19 protein-coding genes, 1 tRNA gene and 3 pseudogenes are annotated in these 20,134 nt (G+C 58.5%); 9 read left to right on the top strand and 14 right to left on the bottom strand.

Annotated features, from left to right (window positions below; genetic code table 11):
• From aldA to ACA070_RS10200, 4 genes are read right to left on the bottom strand one after another with little or no spacing between them, the layout of a single operon-like run.
• The gene (gene aldA, locus ACA070_RS10185; RefSeq protein ID WP_497451009.1) at positions 1–1,434 is read right to left on the bottom strand and encodes an aldehyde dehydrogenase; all 1,434 of its coding nucleotides are present in this window, start codon (positions 1,432–1,434) and stop codon (positions 1–3) included.
• A gap of 19 nt (positions 1,435–1,453) precedes the next feature.
• The gene (locus tag ACA070_RS10190) at positions 1,454–2,254 is read right to left on the bottom strand and encodes an aldolase/citrate lyase family protein (protein WP_497451010.1); all 801 of its coding nucleotides are present in this window, start codon (positions 2,252–2,254) and stop codon (positions 1,454–1,456) included.
• A gap of 14 nt (positions 2,255–2,268) precedes the next feature.
• Positions 2,269–3,453 carry an L-rhamnonate dehydratase gene (gene rhmD, locus ACA070_RS10195; protein WP_497451011.1) on the bottom strand — a complete coding sequence of 395 codons (1,185 nt, stop codon included), beginning with the start codon at positions 3,451–3,453 and terminating at the stop codon, positions 2,269–2,271.
• A 17-nt stretch (positions 3,454–3,470) separates the two neighbouring features.
• On the bottom strand, positions 3,471–4,766 hold the full coding sequence (locus ACA070_RS10200; RefSeq protein ID WP_497451012.1) for an MFS transporter: 1,296 nt from the start codon (positions 4,764–4,766) through the stop codon (positions 3,471–3,473).
• A 125-nt stretch (positions 4,767–4,891) separates the two neighbouring features.
• Between ACA070_RS10200 and ACA070_RS10205 the strand changes: the two genes are divergently transcribed.
• From ACA070_RS10205 to ACA070_RS10225, 5 genes are all read left to right on the top strand, one after another.
• Positions 4,892–5,833, top strand: coding sequence for a LysR family transcriptional regulator (locus ACA070_RS10205; RefSeq protein ID WP_497451013.1), 942 nt, complete (start codon positions 4,892–4,894; stop codon positions 5,831–5,833).
• Positions 5,834–6,017: 184 nt separating this feature from the next.
• Entirely contained in the window at positions 6,018–8,849 is a 2,832-nt protein-coding gene (locus ACA070_RS10210) for a xanthine dehydrogenase family protein molybdopterin-binding subunit (protein ID WP_497451014.1), read from the top strand.
• Complete coding sequence (locus ACA070_RS10215; RefSeq protein WP_497451015.1) at positions 8,842–9,381, top strand: (2Fe-2S)-binding protein; 540 nt, start codon at positions 8,842–8,844, stop codon at positions 9,379–9,381. The genes ACA070_RS10210 and ACA070_RS10215 overlap by 8 nt, the downstream gene beginning before the upstream one ends.
• 2 nt (positions 9,382–9,383) lie before the next feature.
• Positions 9,384–10,619: a c-type cytochrome gene (locus tag ACA070_RS10220; RefSeq protein WP_497451934.1), complete on the top strand. Its 1,236-nt coding sequence runs from the start codon at positions 9,384–9,386 to the stop codon at positions 10,617–10,619.
• A 1-nt stretch (position 10,620) separates the two neighbouring features.
• Positions 10,621–11,592 (top strand): XdhC family protein, encoded by a 972-nt coding sequence (locus tag ACA070_RS10225; RefSeq protein ID WP_497451016.1) that lies wholly within the window; start codon positions 10,621–10,623, stop codon positions 11,590–11,592.
• Positions 11,593–11,712: 120 nt separating this feature from the next.
• On the opposite strand, the gene ACA070_RS10230 is transcribed toward ACA070_RS10225, so the two are convergent.
• Complete coding sequence (locus tag ACA070_RS10230; RefSeq protein ID WP_497451017.1) at positions 11,713–12,996, bottom strand: NAD(P)/FAD-dependent oxidoreductase; 1,284 nt, start codon at positions 12,994–12,996, stop codon at positions 11,713–11,715.
• 183 nt (positions 12,997–13,179) lie between these two features.
• Between ACA070_RS10230 and ACA070_RS10235 the strand changes: the two genes are divergently transcribed.
• A tRNA-Val gene (locus ACA070_RS10235) sits at positions 13,180–13,256 on the top strand.
• A gap of 112 nt (positions 13,257–13,368) precedes the next feature.
• On the opposite strand, the gene ACA070_RS10240 is transcribed toward ACA070_RS10235, so the two are convergent.
• The 8 genes and pseudogenes from ACA070_RS10240 to ACA070_RS10275 all read right to left on the bottom strand — a co-directional run.
• Positions 13,369–13,632, bottom strand: a complete 264-nt coding sequence (locus tag ACA070_RS10240; protein ID WP_497451018.1) for a tyrosine-type recombinase/integrase — start codon at positions 13,630–13,632, stop codon at positions 13,369–13,371.
• Positions 13,633–13,640: 8 nt separating this feature from the next.
• A complete protein-coding gene (locus ACA070_RS10245; RefSeq protein ID WP_497451019.1) occupies positions 13,641–13,865 on the bottom strand; it encodes a hypothetical protein in 225 nt (74 codons plus the stop codon).
• A 23-nt stretch (positions 13,866–13,888) separates the two neighbouring features.
• Positions 13,889–14,509 (bottom strand): phage integrase Arm DNA-binding domain-containing protein, encoded by a 621-nt coding sequence (locus ACA070_RS10250; protein ID WP_497451020.1) that lies wholly within the window; start codon positions 14,507–14,509, stop codon positions 13,889–13,891.
• A complete protein-coding gene (locus tag ACA070_RS10255; RefSeq protein ID WP_497451021.1) occupies positions 14,509–14,742 on the bottom strand; it encodes a hypothetical protein in 234 nt (77 codons plus the stop codon). Before ACA070_RS10255 ends, ACA070_RS10250 begins: the two co-directional genes overlap by 1 nt.
• 437 nt (positions 14,743–15,179) lie before the next feature.
• The gene (locus tag ACA070_RS10260; RefSeq protein ID WP_497451022.1) at positions 15,180–15,467 is read right to left on the bottom strand and encodes a hypothetical protein; all 288 of its coding nucleotides are present in this window, start codon (positions 15,465–15,467) and stop codon (positions 15,180–15,182) included.
• 46 nt (positions 15,468–15,513) lie between these two features.
• Entirely contained in the window at positions 15,514–15,732 is a 219-nt protein-coding gene (locus tag ACA070_RS10265; protein WP_497451023.1) for a hypothetical protein, read from the bottom strand.
• A gap of 298 nt (positions 15,733–16,030) precedes the next feature.
• A complete protein-coding gene (locus ACA070_RS10270) occupies positions 16,031–16,309 on the bottom strand; it encodes a hypothetical protein (protein ID WP_497451024.1) in 279 nt (92 codons plus the stop codon).
• 50 nt (positions 16,310–16,359) lie between these two features.
• A pseudogene (locus ACA070_RS10275) lies at positions 16,360–16,983 on the bottom strand (transposase); the annotation flags it as partial.
• A gap of 160 nt (positions 16,984–17,143) precedes the next feature.
• Here ACA070_RS10275 and ACA070_RS10280 point away from each other — a divergent pair.
• Together ACA070_RS10280 and ACA070_RS10285 are read left to right on the top strand one after the other, a co-directional pair.
• Positions 17,144–18,757: a hypothetical protein gene (locus tag ACA070_RS10280; RefSeq protein WP_497451025.1), complete on the top strand. Its 1,614-nt coding sequence runs from the start codon at positions 17,144–17,146 to the stop codon at positions 18,755–18,757.
• 271 nt (positions 18,758–19,028) lie between these two features.
• A pseudogene (locus tag ACA070_RS10285) lies at positions 19,029–19,184 on the top strand (IS3 family transposase); the annotation flags it as partial.
• A 79-nt stretch (positions 19,185–19,263) separates the two neighbouring features.
• On the opposite strand, the pseudogene ACA070_RS10290 reads toward ACA070_RS10285, so the two are convergent.
• A pseudogene (locus ACA070_RS10290) lies at positions 19,264–19,463 on the bottom strand (DNA cytosine methyltransferase); the annotation flags it as partial.
• A 173-nt stretch (positions 19,464–19,636) separates the two neighbouring features.
• Between ACA070_RS10290 and ACA070_RS10295 the strand changes: the two are divergent.
• Positions 19,637–19,780, top strand: coding sequence for a hypothetical protein (locus ACA070_RS10295; RefSeq protein ID WP_497451026.1), 144 nt, complete (start codon positions 19,637–19,639; stop codon positions 19,778–19,780).
• The last annotated feature ends 354 nt before the right edge of the window (positions 19,781–20,134 follow it).

The raw sequence follows: 20,134 nt of genomic DNA on the forward strand, positions 1-20,134 counted from the left end.
TCAGCCCTGCAAATACACCGCATGTGTATGGGTGTACTCATACAACCCATGCTTGCCATCCGCACCGCCAATCCCGGATTTACGCACCCCGGCATGGAAGCCCTGCATAGCCTCGAAGTTCTCCCGGTTGACGTAGGTCTCGCCAAAATCCAGCTCGCGCATCGCGTGCAGGGTTTTGTTCAGGTCGCGGGTGTAGATCGATGAGGTCAGGCCATAGTCGCAGTCGTTGGCCAGGGCGATGGCTTCGTCAAGGTCATCGATGATCTGGATCGGCAGCACCGGGCCGAAAATCTCTTCGCGCATGATTTCCATGTCGGCGCGGCACCCGGCCAACACCGTGGGCTGGAAATGGAAGCCGTTCGGTCGATCGGCAATCTGCCCACCACTGATCAAACTTGCGCCCTGACTCAACGCCGTGCGGACTTTGCGATTGACGCTGTCCAGGCCCTGACGGTTGATCAGCGGGCCCATTTCCACATCGGGCTGAGCAATCGGATCGCCGTAACGGGTCGCGCTCATCGCCGCAGAAATGCGTTCGATGAACTGATCGGCGACCTTGCGCTCGACGTACACCCGCTCGGCGCAATTGCACACCTGACCGCTGTTGATGATCCGCGAATCGCGGATGGCTTTCACCGCCAGATCTAGGTCGGCATCCGCCAGCACAATGGCCGGCGCCTTGCCGCCCAGTTCCAGGTTGAGCTTGGTAATGTTCGGTGCCGCGGCGGCCATGATCCGAGAGCCGGTGTCGACGCTGCCGGTGAAGCTGATCATGTCCACGCCCTTATGCGCACTGAGCGCCGCGCCCACCCGGCCATCGCCGCAGACCACGTTGAACACGCCGGGCGGCAGATCGGTTTCGGCGACGAGCCGGGCAAATTCGAAGCAGTTGTTCGGGGTTTCTTCGCTGGGTTTGATCACGATGGTGTTGCCGGTCAGCAAGGCCGGGGCCATCTTGCGGGCGATCAGGAAGAACGGGAAATTCCACGGCAGAATCCCGGCGACCACGCCCAGTGGTTTGCGAAACAGAAAGATGTTTTCGTTCTGGCGGTCGCTGGTGATGATTTCGCCTTCGATGCGTCGGGCCCACTCGGCCATGTAGTCGAGGTAGTCAGCGGTGAAGTTGACTTCGACTTCCGCCAGACCGCTGACCTTGCCTTGTTCCAGGGTAATGGTGCGCGCCAGATGCTGAATGTTCTCCCGCAGCTTGGCGGCGATCCGGCGCAGATGCCCGGCGCGTTCAATCGCCGGTTTGCGCGACCAGTCTTTTTGCGCAGCGCGCGCGGCGGCGAGGGCGCGGTCGACGTCTTCGGCCGTCGAGGCCGGGACTTTCGACAGTACGGCGCCGGTGGCCGGGTTGATCACATCGAGATGGGCAGCACTGGCCACAAACTGGCCGTTGATGAAGTTTTCGTAGACAGGCACGGACGACATGGGACGACTCCTTGGCTGATCAATAGGTGCGCGACGGCGCGTGCTCGGTGGCCGGTGTGCGGTAGCGCGCGAGGGTGGACATGGCGCTTTGGCGCAGCAGGCTGATGTCGATGGCCACCGCAATGAACTGGCATCCCCAGCTCTGATAGCGGCGCGCGTCTTCTTCGTTCGGCGCAAGAATGCCGCAGGCCTTGCCGGCCGCGAGCGTTGCTTGCACCGCGTGTTGAATGCGTTCCTGAACCTCTGGATGTCCCGGGTTGCCGGCATGGCCTAGGCCAATGGACAAATCCGCCGGGCCGATAAACACCGCGTCGACGCCTTCGATGGCAGCGATTGCTTCAACGTTTTCCACACCCATGCGCGATTCCACCTGAACGATCAGGCACAACTGCTCATGGGCGGTGTTCAGGTAATCCGGCACGCCATCCCAGCGCGTGGCGCGGGTCAGGCCACCGCCGACGCCACGGATGCCATGCGGCGGATAACGCATGGCGCGCACCAGGCCAGCAGCTTGTTCCGCGGTTTCGACCATCGGAATCATCAGGGTTTGCGCGCCGATATCCAGCAGTTGCTTGATCAGGTTAGCTTCGCCCGTCACCGCGCGCACGATGGGAGCCGTGGAGTAGGGCGCCACTGCCTGCAATTGCGCGAGTACGCCGGGCACCGTGTTGGGCGCGTGTTCACCGTCGATCAGCATCCAGTCGTAGCCGGTAGTGGCGACGATTTCGGCGGCGTAGCCGGTAGCGAATCCGGCCCAGATGCCATACTGGGCCGCCGGGTTTTTCAGGGCAGCCTTGAAAGCGTTGTGAGGCATTTTCATGTCGGGTTCCTTTCTCAGCGGTTATACGGCCGATGCAGTTGGCATTCCGGATTGAGCGTCACGCCGAACCCTGGCTGATCGAGTGCCGACAGGCGCATGCGGCCATTCACCGGCACCGGTTCGCCGAGCAATTGCGGGTGGAACATTGGCACCACTTCATCGGCTTTGGGCGCCATCATCAGGAACTCGGCGAACGGGCTGTTATGTCGGGTGGCGACAAAGTGATAGCTGTACACCGAAGATCCGTGGGGAATGACCAGTGCGTTATGCGCGTCGGCCAGGGCTGAAATTTTTACGAGTTCGGTGATGCCGCCGCACCAGCCGACGTCGGGCTGGATGATGTCGCAGCAACCCATTTCCAGGAGCATGCGGAAACCCCAACGGGTCGCTTCGTGTTCGCCGGTGGTCACCAGCATGCCTTTGGGCACGTTGTTGCGCAGGGCCGCGTAACCCCAGTAATCGTCAGGCGGCAGGGCTTCTTCGATCCACTTCAAGCCATATTCGTGTGCGCCGACCGCCAGTTTGGTCGCGTAGTTGAGGTCCAGGCTCATCCAGCAATCGAGCATCAGCCAGAAATCCGGGCCGACTCGCTCGCGCATGGTGGCCAACTCTTCGAGGTTCTTGCGCAGGCCTTCTTCGCCTTCGGCCGGGCCGTGGTGCAATGGCATCTTGCCGCCGATGAAACCCATTTTCTGCGCCAGGTCCGGGCGGGCGCTGGTGGCGTAGAACTGCAATTCGTCGCGCACCGCACCGCCGAGCAACTGATGTACCGGTTCCTTGCGGATTTTGCCGAGCAAGTCCCACAACGCCAGGTCGACGCCGGAGATCGTGTTGATCACGATGCCTTTGCGCCCGTAATACAGCGTCGACTGGTACATCTGGTCCCAGATTTTTTCGATATCGGTGACCCGTGCGCCTTCGAGGAAGCGCGCCAGGTGTTTCTCGACGATGTACGCGGCCGGCTCGCCACCGGTGGTCACGGCAAAACCGACGGTGCCGTCGCTGGCTTCGATTTCGACCACCAGGGTCCCGAGCACGTTGATGCCGAAGGTGCGGCGGCTCTGGCGGTACTCGGGGTATTTGCTCATCGGCGTGGCAATGTGATCGTCGATCCAGTGGCCGTCCGCCTGATCGTGATAATCCGCGCCGCCGCCTCTCAACGTAAAGGCGCGGACGTGTTTGATGGTTGGAATGCCCATGGTGTGATTCCTCAGGTTTAAACGGTGGCCGGTTTGTTGGAAGGCTTCTGTGCGGGGGAGCGGATGCCCAGCACCAGCAACGCGGCGATGACAGTGGTGCCGGCCAGCACGTACAAACCGGCGGCCGGTGAATGGAAGGCGCCTTCGGCCCAGTTTTTCAGCACCGGGGCGATGAAGCCGCCTAGGGCGCCGAACGAGTTGATCAGGGCGATCCCGGCCGCAGCGGCGCTGCCGGCGAGGTAACTGGAAGGGAAGGTCCAGAACACCGGTTGCACGGCGATGAAACCGGAGGCGGCAAAGCACAGGGCGACGATGCCGAGGAAGGGGCTGCTAAAGGTCACCGAGCAGGCGATCCCGGCGGCGGCCATTAGCAAGGTCAGGCACGCCGTGCGGCGGCGTTCACCGGTGCGGTCGCTGTAGCCGGGAATCAAATAAGCGGCCACCAATGCGCAGATCCACGGGATCGCCGTGACCAGCCCGACCATCAGTCCGACCTTGGTGCCGAGCAGCCCGCCGACCTGGGTGGGCAGATAGAACACCACGCCGTAGACGCTGGCCTGGATCAGCAGATAAATCAGGCACAAGTACAGCACCGAAGGCTGGCTCAAGACGTTGAGCAGGCTGCGGCCGTGGTTCTGCTTGTGGCTGTCTTCCTGGTCGAGAATGCCTTGCACTTGCTGGCGTTCTTCAACCGTCAGCCACTTGGCATCGGCAGGGCGATTGTCCAGATACCAATAGGCCCAGACGCCCACCACTGTCGCCATCAAACCTTCCACTGCAAACAGCCACTGCCAGCCGTGGAAGCCTGCGAATCCATCCAGTTCCAGCAACAGGCCGGACAACGGGCTGCCGAAGATGAACGCCAGCGGCGCACCGAAGTAGAAGAAGCCCATGGCCTTGCCGCGCACAGCGCTGGGGAACCAGTAAGTGAGGTAGAGGATGACGCCGGGGAAGAAACCGGCTTCGGCCACGCCGAGCAAAAAGCGCAGGATGTAGAAACTGGTTTCGGTGTGGGCGAAGACCATGGCGGCGGAGACCAGGCCCCAGGTGACCATGATCCGGCACATCCAGAGGCGGGCGCCGACACGGTGCAGGATCAGATTGCTCGGTACTTCAAGCAATGCGTAACCGACAAAGAACACCCCGGCGCCGAAGGCGAACGCGGCGTCGCTGATGTTGGTGTCGGCCTGGAAGGCTTGCTTGGCGAACCCGACGTTGGCGCGGTCGAGGAAGGCCATGATGTACATCAGCAGCAGGAACGGGAGCAGCCGCCAGGAAATTTTGGCGAGCAGAGGCGCGGGTAGAGTCTTCATCGCAGTTTTCCTTTGGTAGGGCATTTGTTCTTATGGGAAAGACTGTACGGCCGTAGATCGATGCGTTACAAATCGAATCTAGCTCACAACTGATACCCTCAAGGTATCGATAAGGAAGGCCCACCATGACCACGCCGATCATCTCCCGCAGCCTGCTCAACCGCCTGCGCTACAAGCATTTGCACATGCTGGTGACGCTCAGCAGCAGTCAGAACCTGCACCGTGCCTCGCAAAGCCTGAACATGTCGCAACCGGCGGCGACCCGGATGCTGCATGAGATTGAAGACATGTTCGGCTGCGACCTGTTTGAGCGCCTGCCCCGTGGGATGCGGCCAACGGCACTGGGCAGTGAGCTGATTCGTTTTGCCGAATCCGCCATCAGCGGCCTCGACCGCTGCGCCGAAGACCTGATCGCGCGGCAGCAGGGCGGTTACGGTTATCTGTCTATCGGTACCATCATGGGCGCCGCACCGGACCTGGTGATGGATTCGATTGCCGAAATCAAGGCGCTCAATCCGCAGTTGCGCATTCGCATCATGGGCGATACCAGCGACCAGGTGATCCAGCTTCTGGAACAGGGCCGCATCGACCTCGCCATCGCCCGTCGCAACGCCGCCACCGACAGTGAACATTACGAGTTCGAACAACTGGGCAACGAACGGCTGCTGGTCGTAGTTCATGCCGGGCATCCCTTGGTGCAGCGGGAAAAACTCGAACTCTCGGAGCTGGTCAGCGGCTGGCCGTGGATCCTGCAGCCAGAGAGCAGCCCGGCGCGGATCGGGCTTGATCAGGCTTTGCAGCGCCTGGCCTTGCCGACACCCGCCGACATCATCGAATGCAGTTCGGTGTATTCCATGCAGCAACTGATTCAACTGACCGACGCAATCATGGTGCTCTCGGAAACGGCGTTGCGCGACTACCTGAAAATGGGTCTGGTGGTGGCGCTGCCCGTAGAGCTGGATGTGCAACTGGCGCCGTTCGGATTGCTGCTGCGCAAGGGCGAACACATCAGCCGGGAATTGGGTTTGTTCATCGATTTGCTCCGCCGAAAAGCGGCGGTTTTTTGATTATTCGGTCAGATTTTTGTTACCAGTTGTTTTCTAAAAGCGCATAAATCTATAAAGTTAACCTTTCGGTCAGCTTTGCACTGTCAACACAGCCCTTTGTATCGTCAAAAAGGGCTTCTGCAAGACTCGAGATCCCCAGAACATAACCACAAGGGCGGACCCATAACCGCCCAGAGGATGATCCATGTCCAACCGTGAAATATCCCGGCGCTCGTTCCTTCAGGGCGGGCTGGTGGCGGGTGTGAGCGTGACGCTTACACCCCTCAGCAGTCAGGCGCTGGCGGCCTTGATGGAAAACAGCGTGACCGTGCCTTCCGAGCAATGGCTCGGCAACAACGGCAAGGCGCGCTCGCGTAACGATGCCTTGTCCAAGGTCTGCGGCAGCAAAGTCTTTGCCCGCGACATCCGCGCCAAGGACATGCCGGGCTGGCCGCAGCAGCAAGGCCACGCCATGCTGCTGAAAACCACCAAGGCCGATCGCATCTACGCAGGTTATGACCTGTCGTGGCTCGGCGCCGAGTTGCAGCCGGACCGCATCGTCACCGCCGCTGACCTGGACAAGGACGGCATCGCTTTCCCGGAAGAGCACGCGCCCGATCCGCTGCTGCCGGAAGGCAAGGTGCCGATGTTCATCGGTCATCCGGTGGCGATCCTGATCTGGAACGACTTCGAGCGCTTCCGTCAGGCCAAGGCCAAACTCAAATTCAATGACAAAGCGATTCGTTACGGCGACAAAGTGCCGTTCTACGAAGGCGATCCCTACGGCAGTTTCCGCTACGTGCGCGTCGGCGGTGCGACCTCGGCCGACGAAGACGAATTCGCCAGCCTCAAGGATTCGATCCTGTTCCCGATGCTGCGCAACCGTCGTCCGGTGTGGAATTCCCAGCCGAACCTGCACGGCAACCTGACCGAGCGCGGGCTGTTTTACGCCGAGCGCATGAAGCAGCAGATCGACACGCCGCCGGACAACTGGCTGGTGTTCGACGAACGCTACAAAACCCCGTCGATCGAACCCGCGGCGATGGAGCCGGACAACGGAAACGGCTGGTACGACCCGGCGACCAAGACCCTGCATTTTGTCGTCGCCACCCAGTGCCCGCTGGAGACTGCGACCGAAACCGCGAAGATGATCGCGCCGTCGCGTTTCGGCCTGGCCAACCTGAACATGCACCCGGGTTACACCGTGGGTTACGGCTCCAAGGACCACAACATTTTCGTGTACTACGCGGCCTTGGCGGCGTTGTACGGCGCCGGTGTGCCGGTGCGTCTGGCCAATGATCGCTACGAGCAGTTCCAAAGCGGCATCAAGCGTCACCCGTTCGATATCCGCTATCAACTGGCGGTGGACAAGACCGATCACAGCTTCAAGATTTTCCGCGCCGAGATGAACGTCGACGGCGGCGGACGGATCAACTACAGCCCTTCAGTCGCGGCGGTTGGCGCCACGGCGGCGCAGTCGATCTACTACATGCCGCAGAACGATTTGCAGGTCACCGCCTACCATTCCCGCGCCGTTGAAGCCGGGTCGATGCGTGGCTACGGCACGCTGCAAAGCATGGCCTCCACCGAGATGATGGTCGATGAAATTGCCGATCGCCTCGGCATCGATGCGATTGATCTGCGCAAGAAAAACGCCATGATCTCGGGCATGAAAAACACCCAGGGCGCGGTGCCGGCGGGTGCGTTGCGCCTGCACGAGATTCTCGACAAGGCGGCCGTGCACGAAGTCTGGAAAAACCGCGACGCGATCAAGAAACAACGCGAAGCCGCAGACCCGGATAACTGGTACGGCGTTGGTTTCGCCATCTGCCAGAAAGACTTCGGCACCGGTTCCGAAGCGCCGATGGCCAGCATCGAGTTCACCGCTGATGGGCACATCACCCTGCGCCACATCGGTATCGAAATCGGCACCGGCATGTCCACCTCGCAAGCCTTGGTCGTGGCTGATTTCCTCGGCGTTCCGGCGACTGAAGTGAAGACCGGCGAGACCGAATGGAAAGAGTTGCAGCTGATCACCGGCGGCAACCCGTACATCATGAGCCAGGTCGAGCAGGACAATTTCCTGCGCAACCCGCGCTGGGTCGGCAAGCTCGCTTCGGCTTCGTCGGCGACCAACTCCGCGTACTACTTCAGCCACGCCACCCGTGAAGCGGCGCGCGTGCTGTTCAATCACGGTTTGTGGCCAGCGGCATTGCAGATCTGGGGCCAGGGCCCTTACGGCGGCCAAGCCAATCCGTACGTGGTGCGACGCGAAGACGCGCATTGGGTCGACGGCCGACTCACCGCCAACGGCATGCAGCCGCTGAGCTTCGAACAACTGGCCAAACACGCTCACGATAAAGGCCTGGTGACCGGCGCGACGGTGCACGGTTTCAACCGCTGGAGCTGGGCCGAGGCCGAGTTCAGCATCGACGGCGTGCGTGAACGTCTGCCGCTCGATGGTCTGGCGGTGAAGTACGGCGACGGCGCTCCGAGCGTGAAAAAGGCGCAGATGAACAGCGCCGGTTTCCACCTGCTCGACCGCCAGAACATCCATTACCCGGACACTCAGTTGAACAACGCGGCGGTGACTTACTACAGCCCGGTCGCGACGCTAGTGGAATTGAAAGTGAACAAGGGTTCGGCCGAAGTCCAGGTGCTCAACCATCACTCGTGGGTCGAGTGCGGGCGGGTGCTGGTGGAAGAACTGGTCAAGGGCCAGCTCGAAGGCGGGATCGCCATGGGTATCGGCCATGCGTTGATGGAAGAGATGCCGCTGTACGAAGGCGGGCCGGGGGAGGGCGACTGGAACTTCAACCGCTACCGCTTGCCGATGGCGCGCCACGTTGCGGTCTGGAAGCAAACGGCCGAGATCCTGCCGCCGCTGTCGCCGAGCGATCCATCGAAGGGCATTGCCGAAGTGGTGATGATCCCGGTGGTCGGCGCCATTGGTAACGCCGTGGCCCACGCCATCGGTAAACGGGTCCGCGACCTGCCTATCACTTCTGCCCGCATCAAGGAGGCCCTCAATGCCTAACCGTCCGCTTCAACTGACCCTCAACGGTCAATCCGTCGGCCCGGTGGACATCCCTGATGACCTGCCGATGATCGACTACCTGCACGAATACAAAAACCTCACCGGCTCGCGCCTGGGCTGCGGCCAGGGCATCTGCCACGCCTGCGTGGTGATCGTCGACAACCCGGACGGCACCAGCGAAGAAGTGCGCACCTGCATCACCGGCGCGCACTATTTCGAAGGTAAAAAGGTGCGGACCATCGAAGGCCACGCGACCCGCGACGAGCAGGGACAGGTCACCGAACTCAATCCGATCCAGCAGCGCTTCGTTGATGAATTCGCTTTCCAGTGCAGCTACTGCGCACCGGGTTTCGTGAATGCCGCGACGGTGTTGGTGGAGAAGCTGCAGCGCCAGCCCATCGTCAAAAGCCAGTTGGAAAAAGTCATCGAGGACAGTCTCGGTCACCACATCTGCCGCTGCACTGGTTACGTGCGTTATTACAGCGCGACGCGCAACGTGCTGACCGATCTCGGCCTGGTCAAGGAGGGTTAATGATGAAGCATCTACTTTCCCGCCTGGCGTTGGCGGTTGGTCTGGCTGCGCCTGTATTGCTGGCTCATGCGGATGATCAAGTTGTGCGCGGTGCCTATCTCGCTCGTGCCGCTGACTGCATGGCCTGCCACACCGCACCGGGTGGCGCGCCTTACGCGGGCGGTCTGCCGATCGTTTCGCCGTTCGGCACGATCTACGGCACCAACATCACACCAAGCAAAGAGCACGGCATCGGTTTGTACACCGATGACGAATTCTTCGCCGCGCTCACCGAAGGCAAGCGTCGCGATGGCGCGAACCTGTATCCGGCGATGCCCTACACCTCGTATCACCTGATGCCGCGCGCCGATTCCGACGCGATTCACGCCTACCTGAAAACCGTCGAGCCCATCGAACGTGCGGCGCCGGTCACCAGCCTGAGCTTCCCGTTCAACGTGCGCCTGGGCTTGATGGGCTGGGACATGCTCTACGGCAAGGACGTGAAGCTGGAACCGGCCGAAGGCAAAAGCGAAGCCTGGAAACGTGGCCAGTACATGGTCGACGTGCTCGGTCACTGCGGCGAATGCCACACGCCGCGCGGTTTGCCGGGTGCGATGCAGCAGGACAAACGCATGACTGGCGGCCTGCTCAACGGCTACCTGGCGCCGAGCTTGCTGGCCAATGACCTGGCCGCTCGCGGCTGGAATCCTCAGGACCTGAGCTCATTCCTCAAGCACGGCATGAGCGCCCAGGGCACGATGTTCAACGAGATGTTCCCGGTGTTCCACAACAGCACCCAAGGCCTCAATGACCCGGACCTGGCGGCGATGGCGACCTTCCTGCTCGGCGATCAACCGCCGGCGGCGAAGGTGCTGACCGACGTGCCACTGGACAAACTCAGCGCCAGCGCCCAGCGCGGTCGTCAGGATTACCTGAACGTCTGCGCCGGTTGCCACGCGGTTGGTGGCGAAGGCAAACCGCACATCGCCGTGGCCATGCGCGGCAACACCACGCTGCGCCTGGAAGATCCGCGCAACCTGGTGCGGGTGATTGACGACGGTATCGGTGAGCAGAAATTTGCCGGGTTCGAACACATGCAACCGATGCCGGGTTTCGCCGAAAAACTCAGCCACGAGCAACTCACCGATCTGCTGAACTACCTGCGTCAGGGTTGGGGTGGTCAGTCGGGTGATCTCGCGGTGAAGGGCGTGCAGACCTTGCGGGCCGATGCACCGCCGCTCGAGCACCAGGCGCACTGACATGCAGCATCTCGATCTGCAAGTCGTGCGACGGGCGCTGGAATGGTCGATGGCTGGCCGGCGTATCTGGCTGTGCACGGTGCTCGCCACCTATGGCTCGGCACCGCGTGCGCCGGGCTCATTGCTGGCGGTGAACACCGACGGACATTGGATCGGCTCGCTGTCCGGCGGCTGCGTCGAGGAGGACTTTCTTGAACGCGTCGCTGAGGGGGCGTTTCTTGATGCGGTCAGCGTCGTTCGTTATGGCGAAGGTGATGATCCGCGTTCCCGTGTGAGTTTGCCCTGCGGCGGCGTACTCGATGTGCTGGTGGAGAAGCTTGAGTCCGAGTGCGAGGTTCAGGCTCATCTGCGGGAACTGGAGTCGGCGTTGCTGGGCCAGCGTCGGCTGATCCGCGAGGTCGATCTGGCCAGCGGTGCGCGCAGTCTGTTTATTGATCGCGAACAGGGCGTGCGCATCGAACGTGAGATTGACCGGGTGCGCGTGCGGATCGGCGCGGCTCAGCGTTTGCTGTTGGCGGGGTATTCCAGCGTCGCTCAGGCGTGTGCGGAGTTTGCGGTTGGCCTGGGGTTCGAAGTGATTCTCTGTGATCCGCGCGATGAAGTACTGGAAGGTGTCGTGCTGGAAAACGTCGAGATTCGTCGTCAATTGCCTTCGGTGTTCATTGCTGACGGCGGCTGCCACAGCGACACCGCGGTGGTGGCCTTGACTCACGATCCACGCATCGACGATCTGGCGATGATGGAAGCCGTGCGCACGGAAGCGTTTTATATCGGCGTGATGGGTTCAATGCAGACCTCGCAAAAGCGCTTCGAGCGGTTGAGCAGGATCGGTGGTCTGGGAGACGCGGAGTTGGCGCGGATTCATGCGCCCATCGGGCTGAACCTGGGTAGCAAGACGCCAGCGGAAATTGCTCTCGCGGTGCTCGCCGACATCCTGCGAATCCGCAGCGGCATCGCGCGGGATCGACTCTAAACACCATCCCCCTGTGGGAGCGAGCCTGCTCGCGATAGCGGACTGGCAGGCAGCATTGATGTTGAATGTGACGGCCTCATCGCGAGCAGGCTCGCTCCCACAAAATCGTTGTTGTGTCGGTCAGTACCCGAACTTGTCCCGCAACCCGTAATACCACGCGCCCAACGCGGCAAACGGTGTGCGCAGCAATTGTCCGCCGGGGAACGGGTAGTGCGGCAGATCGGCAAACGCGTCGAAACGCTCGGCCTGGCCACGCAACGCTTCGGCCAGTACCTTGCCCGCCAAATGCGTGTACGTCACGCCGTGGCCGCTGCAACCCTGGGAATAGTAGATGTTGTCGCCGATCCGTCCCACCTGGGGAAGGCGCGACAGGGTCAGCAGGAAATTGCCGGTCCAGGCGTAGTCAATCTTCACGTCCTTGAGCTCAGGGAACGCCTTGAGCATCTTCGGCCGGATGATCGCTTCGATGTTCGCCGGATCCCGCGCTCCATAGACCACACCGCCGCCGAAGACCAGACGCTTGTCGCCGGTCAGTCGATAGTAATCGAGCAGGTAATTGCAATCCTCGACGCAGTAATCCTGCGGCAGCAGGCGCTTGGCCAACTCATCGCCCAAAGGTTCGGTGGTGATGACCTGAGTCCCGCAGGGCATCGACTTGGCCGCCAGCTCCGGCACCAGATTACCGAGATAAGCATTGCCGGCAACGATAATGAACTTGGCCCTGACCTTGCCCTGTGGCGTGTGTACCACCGGATTCGCACCGCGCTCGATGCGCACCGCCGGCGACTGCTCATAAATCGTGCCGCCCAGCGACTCGACCGCCGCCGCTTCGCCCAACGCCAGGTTGAGTGGGTGAATGTGCCCGCCGCTCATGTCGAGCATGCCGCCGACGTATTGATCGCAAGCCACTACTTCACGAATGCGCTTTTGGTCCAGCAACTCCAGCTGCGTATGACCAAAACGCTCCCAGAGGCGCTTCTGCGATTCCAGATGCCCCATCTGCTTGGCGGTAATGGCAGCGAATACGCCGCCGTCCTTCAAGTCGCACTGGATATTATATTTGGCGACCCGCTCACGAATGATCCGTCCGCCCTCAAACGCCATTTGCCCCAGCAACTGAGCCTGCTTGGGACCGACACTGCGCTCGATCACATCAATGTCACGGCTATAACTGTTAACGATCTGGCCACCGTTTCGGCCCGACGCGCCGAAGCCCACCTTGGCGGCTTCCAGCACCGTGACTTTAAAACCGTTCTCCAGCAGAAACAGGGCAGAGGACAGCCCGGTGTAGCCGGCGCCGATCACACAGACATCAGTCTCTACGTCATCCTGCAAGGCCGGACGCTGCGGAACCGCATTGGCCGACGCGGCGTAATAGGATTCGGGGTAGGGGGTGTTCGCCATCCGGCTGCCTCTGTTTAATATATTTTACGAGTGCATCGATCCTACCCGAGTTAAAAATCGACCGCCAGCCACCGGAAAATCTTCTTAACCGCCGCGAAATTAAATATTTTGCATATTCATAGGGTTAGCTCGAAAAAAGGTGTTGACACCCCTCCGGAATTCCGTAGAATGCCGCCTCACAGCAGGCACGTAGCTCAGTTGGTTAGAGCACCACCTTGACATGGTGGGGGTCGTTGGTTCGAGTCCAATCGCGCCTACCAAACAAAATCCGCTCTGCTGGGCGGTCTAGAGGGGTCACCGGAAACGGTGACCCCTTTTTGCTTTCTGCCTTTGGGCAAACTTTGGGAATATTTTGGGCAAACGACCACCGGGCTACACTTTCAGGTCGGCTTTGACCTTCATATAAACCACCGCGTCATCGCCGTGCCCTGCCTGGTAGTGCTCGGTCATCTTCACATCCGCATGCCCCATCAATCCCTGGATGTATTCCTGGTCGAAACCCTGCTGATCGTACAGCCAGGCGCCGAGTGCTCGGATCTCATGGAAAGTAGGGCGCTCGCGCACCGGTATGTCGGCGTAAGCTTGTGAATCGTCCCGAGCCTGGGCGAAAGACTTGGTCAGATAATCGGCTGTCACCGCATTCCCTAGTGTAGCTTGGCGACCAGCTGCGAACGCTTGCGCGCCTTTGGCGAGTAGTGGATCAGGTAGGGGCAGACGACCGGCGACTTCATGCACTCCATCACCACCTCCCTCAGCGCCTGGCCCATGACGATCTCCAAGTGCGCGGGCTTTTCGTAGTTTTGCGTCTTCCCGGGCGATACCTTGATGGTGTTCTGCTCGAGGTCTACGGCCGATTTCGGCCACACCACGATATCTTCCCGCCGCTGAAGACTCAGCAACCCAGCCAGATGGCTCGTTTCAGCCAGATCGGCGTCCCGACATACTCCAAAATCTTGTTCAATCCCTCGGCCGTGTGGCGCTGACGCTTCTTCTCGGCTTCCTTTTTGACTAGGGTAAGCTCCGCTGAGTTACGCTCGCACAGGCCCTTGGCCACGGCGAACGCGAACACCTGAACCAGCAGGCCCCGGTGCTTGGTGTAGGCGTTGTTCTCGAAGCCATCCAAGTACTCGGCCACCGTCAGCACATCCAGCTGGCCCATCATCAAATCGCCCAGGTCCTCGCGGTACCGGGCCAGCTTGAATTTGATTTCCTTCAGCGTGCTGGCGGCGTAAGACCTGGTAGTCAGCCATTCATCCTCGAATCGCTCCAGGCAGCGAGTAAACTTCGGCGCGGCGTCACCGGTGATCATGGCCAGCAATGACCCGTCATCGGCCAGCAGCGGGAGCAGCTTCACATTGGCGGCGTTGGCCAGCTTGATGGCCTCCGCCATAGACTTGTTGATGCTGGTCTTTTTGCCGGTGATCGGGTTTTTGTACTGCCAGTATTTCCCGTTCGGGTACAGGTTTGCGGGGAGATGACGATTTTTAACGGTCCTTTCACGTGGGGGAGCCATCACCCCACCTCCATCATCTTGGCGAGCAGGGGATCATTCGATCCCATCACGGCCGCTTGCAGATCCACGAAATACATCCCGCCTTTTACCTCTCCCACCACTTCGCCTTCCTCAATCCATTTTTTCAATTGCTGCAGGCTCGGCTTGCCGCCGGCGTAGCGCAGCTTTCTGTATTCGCCGGCCTCCATGAGGCGCGGCAGCCTGGCGGTAATTTGGGCAATGACTTTGGCCATGATGATGCTCCGCGCCGCGTGGCGGCAGAAGGTGTTTATTGTGCTGGCCAACCAAGGGGAAGACCGTTCTCGCGAAGCATGTGGGGAGGCAGATCTTCGTGCATGCACATCGGTGCGCTGGTCTGAGTGCCACATGCGTGAAAGCTAGCAGGCCCGCCCCAGCAGGTCGGATGGATGCGTGGAAAGCCACTGCTGCATCGGTTATGGCGCTCGTCATATTGCGAGCATGGGATTCGTTCAGGCATGACGATTCCTCGCCCGCCGTATACCGGCAGGCTCTTATGTGGGGTAGGGGTTAAACGGTGGTGGCCGGGCCGAAGCCGCAGACCGTCAGAGTCTCATCGACTTCTTTCACAACCTTGAACTGGAGCGTCACCGAACGCTGGGTAGATAGATTGAAATAGTCCCAGTACCTGACCACCCACTCGGACATTTCTTTATGGCGCGGCCCGACCACTGTTCCGTAGATGCCGCAGGCACCGAGGTAACCCATGAACATCGTCGATGTTCATGTATGGCCGAACTTCGTGGTCATCGATGTCGAGCATTCGCTCAAACAGCTCGGCCATCTGTACTAAGGATTCGCGGAAGTGTTGAGAGGTGACGAAGTGTTTTTTGTACAGCGCCCAGATCTTGAGAGTGAGGCCGCCGGCATTGAAGGCTGGCCAAGCCTCGTCATCAGCTTTCAGATTGGCGGGATCAAATGCGATTTTGACGATCATCATCGCGGCCCCTTGTAGTAGTACACGTAGGCGAACCAGGCGAGGGCGATCATGGCGTCACCTGCCGATCGACGTTTCTGACATCCTCAGCTGTAACTGTGTACTGGGCGATGTTCTTCACCGTGAAAAAATCAGGCTGGCAGTACTTGCGAGCCCAAGCCTTGAGCGGCTCAAGCGCTGCCTCAAGATCAATCAATGCTGACTTGTCTATGGATGGGTAGTCTTCGACCCACTCGCCAGCATCACTGGATGCGGCGTTGTCCCACATGATTTCGGTGATCTGGGTTGCATCAGGCAGGAAGCCGGCCGGATCGTCCTTGCATTCGTTCCCGCGATAGATCGTGTCGCCGATAGCTAAGCCGTTTCCGAGGCCAGGTCCAAAGCTTGTGCCGTCACCGGCACTGCCTTAGTTATCGCGGATCAGATCGTTGAGGCTGTTGTAATCCCACGAACCGTTCTCGCCATTGATTGACCACTTTTCATTGGCTGTCTTTTCCATTGGGCAATACCTGTCCTTTGCCGCTATAGCGGCTGACTTTGAAGGGGGAGGGAGTTACTGCGGGATGTCAGGCAGCTGCTGACTTTTCCGCTTTCTTCTGCTGGCGGGCTTTGAACCGTTCGTACGGCCCATCCGGCAGATCTGCGATTGCGTTTGCTGCCTTGATTAGCAGGTTGCCCTGCTGCTCCAGCGCCTTCGGAATGAAGTGCTTGACGCGGCTGCCGGCCGGGTAGTAGGTGTCGTAGGCCATACGACTGCAAAGCGTCGATGCCTCATCGAGTCCTCGGCTGCGGCCGTAGGCAATCAGCTTGCCCCGTTCTTCCGCTTCAGACAGTGGATTCTCCATCCGACACCAGAACGCCAATACCAATTCGCCGTCGACCTTGTACGGAGCAAGCCACTGTACCTTCCCTGGGGAGAACTGCGGGTCGATTGCGAATCCAAGATAGCCGCTGACGGAGCGGCATCGCGATCTTCCCTATCCCGCCATTGCGCGCGTAAGCGATCATGCATTTGCTCTGATTTACCCTGGAGACTCCACTGGCGGAAGGTCTTGTAGACATTGTCCCAGTGAGGAAAGTCGTGCGGCAGCATGCGCCAGGAGCAGCCTTTACGCACGACATAGCAGCAGGCTTCGAGCAGCGTCCGTCGAGAAAGACGTGGTGGTACACCCCGACCGCCCTGAGCTTCAAGTAGATCGGCAACTAGCGCCCATTCAGCATCAGTCAGGCAGCTGGAATAGCGTTGCTCCGGCAACTGGCGTCGGTGCGTCTCATTGTAGCCATAGGACTTGCGAGGTTCGGCTGAAACAAATCTGCCCTTGGCACGCTACTTCACGCGCGTGATTCCAGCCAGCTTCAAAGCCTTTGCAAACGTGTCGGGATGAGCGGTGATGCCCGTTGCAGCGTGGAATGCATCGGCTAATTCAGCTTGGTTGGAGAAGGGATGAGTGTGTGCAAGCTTGACCAGCAGTGGGTACTGCTCTGCAGCAATCGCGGGAGGGCGTCCGGTTCGAGGTATAACTTCATGGCCATCCAGGCAGAGGGAGCACTGTGTTTAGTTTATTTTGTGTACACCCTCTTAATATTGATACAATTACATCTGAGTACTAGCGAAATTATATTTTGATGCCGTCCCGGCCTTCGGCTCCCGGCGCCACTTCTTACAAACGAAGGCAACCATGCTGCAAAATGATAAATATTTAAACTGTGTCGTAACGATTTTCGCGGTCTACGTTGCATATTTGACCCTGATGGGGGTTCTCCAAGTGGCTGGCGTCGGAGTAGGCTATCAAATATTGCCGAGCGGGGAGGACTTAAACTGGTTATATCTGCTCAATGCGGGATCCCCAGTCGATATCTTTAAAGCATTCTGGAGCCTCGACCACCGAAATCCGGCAGCAGCGTTATGGTGGATTCTTGCCTCTCCTATCATTCATTTTTCTGATTGGGGGTTGCATGCTATTTCTCTTGTTGTGTATCCCCTTGCGGCAGTTGTAACCTTTTCAACGTTAGATCGACTTGCGCGGAGAGAGGCTAAGCTTTTTTCATTGCTGACGGCGTTGTTGGTCTTGTTTTGGAGCTTATCCTCTAGGTCCGATCATGTTGATCGGGCGATGATCATTGCGCTTATATTCACGCTGCTTGCGATAAATGCTTACGTTAAATTTGTGGATGAGGGGCGTAATAACTGGCGACAGTTTGCAGTGGCACTGCTTTGTTATCTTGTCGCCCTGGCTACATACACAATTCAATCTGGGGCCATAATTGCTGTCCCGTTGGTTTGTTTTTTTCGTTTGAAGGCTTCTGGTCGCAAGAGGTTGTTGTATGCGCTTATCGACGGCGCGTTGTTTTTTGCGATGCTTCTGGCCTATACAAAAATATGGATGTATTACCTGGGGCCTATATCGAGTTCTTTTTCTTTAAGTCTTGGCGATGCTTTGGTTAAGTCGATAACTAGCATACAATTATTTTTTATCCCTCCTTATAATTACGGTTTGCTTGCTCTGGCGCTGGCTGAGTTTCCTCCAACTACAATGTTTATTTTGATCGCAATATCGCTGGCGCTAGCGGTGACTATCCTTGTGTTCGCCATACGTGCCGCTACGCCAAGCGTAGAGAATGTGCCGGTGCTGTGGGCTCTCGTTTTGCTTATGGCGATCGGAGTTCCAACTGTCTTGATTGAGGCGGGCAGCCCAACTTGGGGGCCAGGAAGCCGATCCATATTTGTAATGCAGGTGTGGCAACCGCTGTTTTTGATGACCTTGGTCGTTATAGTCGGCGGTCAACTTCTAAGGAGGTACCTGTTGACAGTAGGGTTTTTGGTCTTTGCTACTGTTGTAATTTTTGTGGGGTTTGGTTTGAATCACGCAATGACCCTCACTAGTAAGTATGACCGTAATTTGGCCGCGCTTTTAAGAGAGCTTAACGAAGGCCAGGTTGATCGCATGAGCTATTTGGTTATAGTCAAGAATCCTGTGCTGGGTTACAAGGGTGGGGATCAGATTATGCCCGCGTACTCCCCGATGATACTCGATAAGAATAAAACCACTTCCCGGTTATTGGTAAAATATGCGCCTCCCGCAAACTCTCCTAGCGAATTATCGAAAACGAAATTTACGGATGAAGGGGTAGAAAATGCCAGATTGCTTTATGATAAAACCGTTACACCCTACGCTGATGTGAATATTGTTTACTTCAACGGCGAATCGATAGATGTGCCAAAAATAATAAATAAAGAAGATCTTGATGGATATCATATTGATTGGTTGAAAACGCAGCCGATTAGACAATAGTGGCCCGATTTGTTTTTATTCCGGTGTGCGCGGGCTTGTCTGAGTTGTTATGTGATTGTATTGGTGAGGTTTTTGATTGCATTGATGGGAGTGCGGTTCGATTGCTGTTGTACAGGGTTTCCGCACCTTCTTCTTAGACTATTGTTGACCTGGTCACGTAATTTGTAGCAACTCGGCTATGTGAGTCATTTAGTTTTGCGAGAGAAAGGACTTGCAGAGGAATAAGCGCTTCAACGAGGAACAAATTATCCGGATGCTGTAATGTAACTAGCAGCTGAAAATTTTGGCTGTTGTCGATGAATTCACGCGGGAAAGTCTGTCGATCGACGTTGTCGGCTCGATCCGTTTGGGGAGAGTGATTGAAGTGCTGTCACAACTGATCAGTACACATGGCGCAGCGAAGGTCTTGTGCTCGGACAACGGTTCGTAATTCGTATCGCGAGTTCTGCTACGCTGGGCCGCCAACGAGAGGCTAAGAGGGTGTAGATAATTATCTACACCCTCTTAGCGCGGTGCACGGCCAGGGCAATCGGTTTGTGGTTTACCGCGACATCCGGCTCCCGGTGCGCCCGGGCAATCCCGGTGCTGGCGCCACCCCCCCCACCACCCCCCCGGCGAACAGATCCACCACCAGCTCTTTTTCTAACGGCAGTCCCATGCTCAGTTGGCAAGAGTTGATCTGGGGGAATTTCTGTTGTGCGGACATAGGGGATCCTCGCCGGCTGGCGTGATAAAAAGTTGGAAATGGTTTAAAACGCTGGTCGGCATTACGCCGTAGAGGAAAAAGTAGGTATTTCAGAAGTCAGTGAGAGCATTGATAAGGTTGGGCACTTCACGATTCACGAAGTCACCGAGCCTGACGGGAAGGGAGGGAAAAAAGTGATCGGCTATCTGATCATCGGGCCGACCGGCGTGAAGTCTGAGTTGTTTGGCACGAAGGACGAGGCGATTGGAAAAGCCAAAAAGCTGATGAGGCGTTTTCGCAATCGCCCAAAAGCGGAGCCATCTTCGCCTAAGCCATAATCCAGCGTGGGGTCGGTCGCCAGGCCCCGTGCTGTTTACTTCGGATCGAAGGCGCCGATGGATAGTTTGGCGGCGTCTGGCGTGGCGCCAACCAAGGGGCGGGCGGCCGACCTATTAGATTCATTGAAAAAGGCGACTCCTGGGCGTCTGTTGGCTATCCGCCTGATCAGCACAACCACTGCATACACCGAAACTACTGGGACAAAGAACTGCTTTGTTCGTGCTCAGGCTGGCGGTGGTGCTGGTGGTGGTGGCATTGTCTCGACTGCGACAGGCAGTACAAGTGCAGGCATTGGTGGTTCTGCCGGTGCATATGCAGAAGGTTATTACCCTATTTCCTCGTTGACCGGTCAA

Source organism: Pseudomonas sp. LBUM1678 (genome assembly GCF_059695575.1).

Bases quoted from the DNA above. Each gene is read 5' to 3' on its own strand.
- aldA (WP_497451009.1), bottom strand. From the start codon at position 1,434: ATGTCGTCCGTGCCTGTCTACGAAAACTTCATCAACGGCCAGTTTGTG.
- ACA070_RS10190 (WP_497451010.1), bottom strand. From the start codon at position 2,254: ATGAAAATGCCTCACAACGCTTTCAAGGCTGCCCTGAAAAACCCGGCG.
- rhmD (WP_497451011.1), bottom strand. From the start codon at position 3,453: ATGGGCATTCCAACCATCAAACACGTCCGCGCCTTTACGTTGAGAGGC.
- ACA070_RS10200 (WP_497451012.1), bottom strand. From the start codon at position 4,766: ATGAAGACTCTACCCGCGCCTCTGCTCGCCAAAATTTCCTGGCGGCTG.
- ACA070_RS10205 (WP_497451013.1), top strand. From the start codon at position 4,892: ATGACCACGCCGATCATCTCCCGCAGCCTGCTCAACCGCCTGCGCTAC.
- ACA070_RS10210 (WP_497451014.1), top strand. From the start codon at position 6,018: ATGTCCAACCGTGAAATATCCCGGCGCTCGTTCCTTCAGGGCGGGCTG.
- ACA070_RS10215 (WP_497451015.1), top strand. From the start codon at position 8,842: ATGCCTAACCGTCCGCTTCAACTGACCCTCAACGGTCAATCCGTCGGC.
- ACA070_RS10220 (WP_497451934.1), top strand. From the start codon at position 9,384: ATGAAGCATCTACTTTCCCGCCTGGCGTTGGCGGTTGGTCTGGCTGCG.
- ACA070_RS10225 (WP_497451016.1), top strand. From the start codon at position 10,621: ATGCAGCATCTCGATCTGCAAGTCGTGCGACGGGCGCTGGAATGGTCG.
- ACA070_RS10230 (WP_497451017.1), bottom strand. From the start codon at position 12,996: ATGGCGAACACCCCCTACCCCGAATCCTATTACGCCGCGTCGGCCAAT.
- ACA070_RS10250 (WP_497451020.1), bottom strand. From the start codon at position 14,509: ATGGCTCCCCCACGTGAAAGGACCGTTAAAAATCGTCATCTCCCCGCA.
- ACA070_RS10255 (WP_497451021.1), bottom strand. From the start codon at position 14,742: ATGGCCAAAGTCATTGCCCAAATTACCGCCAGGCTGCCGCGCCTCATG.
- ACA070_RS10260 (WP_497451022.1), bottom strand. From the start codon at position 15,467: ATGATGATCGTCAAAATCGCATTTGATCCCGCCAATCTGAAAGCTGAT.
- ACA070_RS10265 (WP_497451023.1), bottom strand. From the start codon at position 15,732: ATGTGGGACAACGCCGCATCCAGTGATGCTGGCGAGTGGGTCGAAGAC.
- ACA070_RS10270 (WP_497451024.1), bottom strand. From the start codon at position 16,309: ATGGAGAATCCACTGTCTGAAGCGGAAGAACGGGGCAAGCTGATTGCC.
- ACA070_RS10280 (WP_497451025.1), top strand. From the start codon at position 17,144: ATGCTGCAAAATGATAAATATTTAAACTGTGTCGTAACGATTTTCGCG.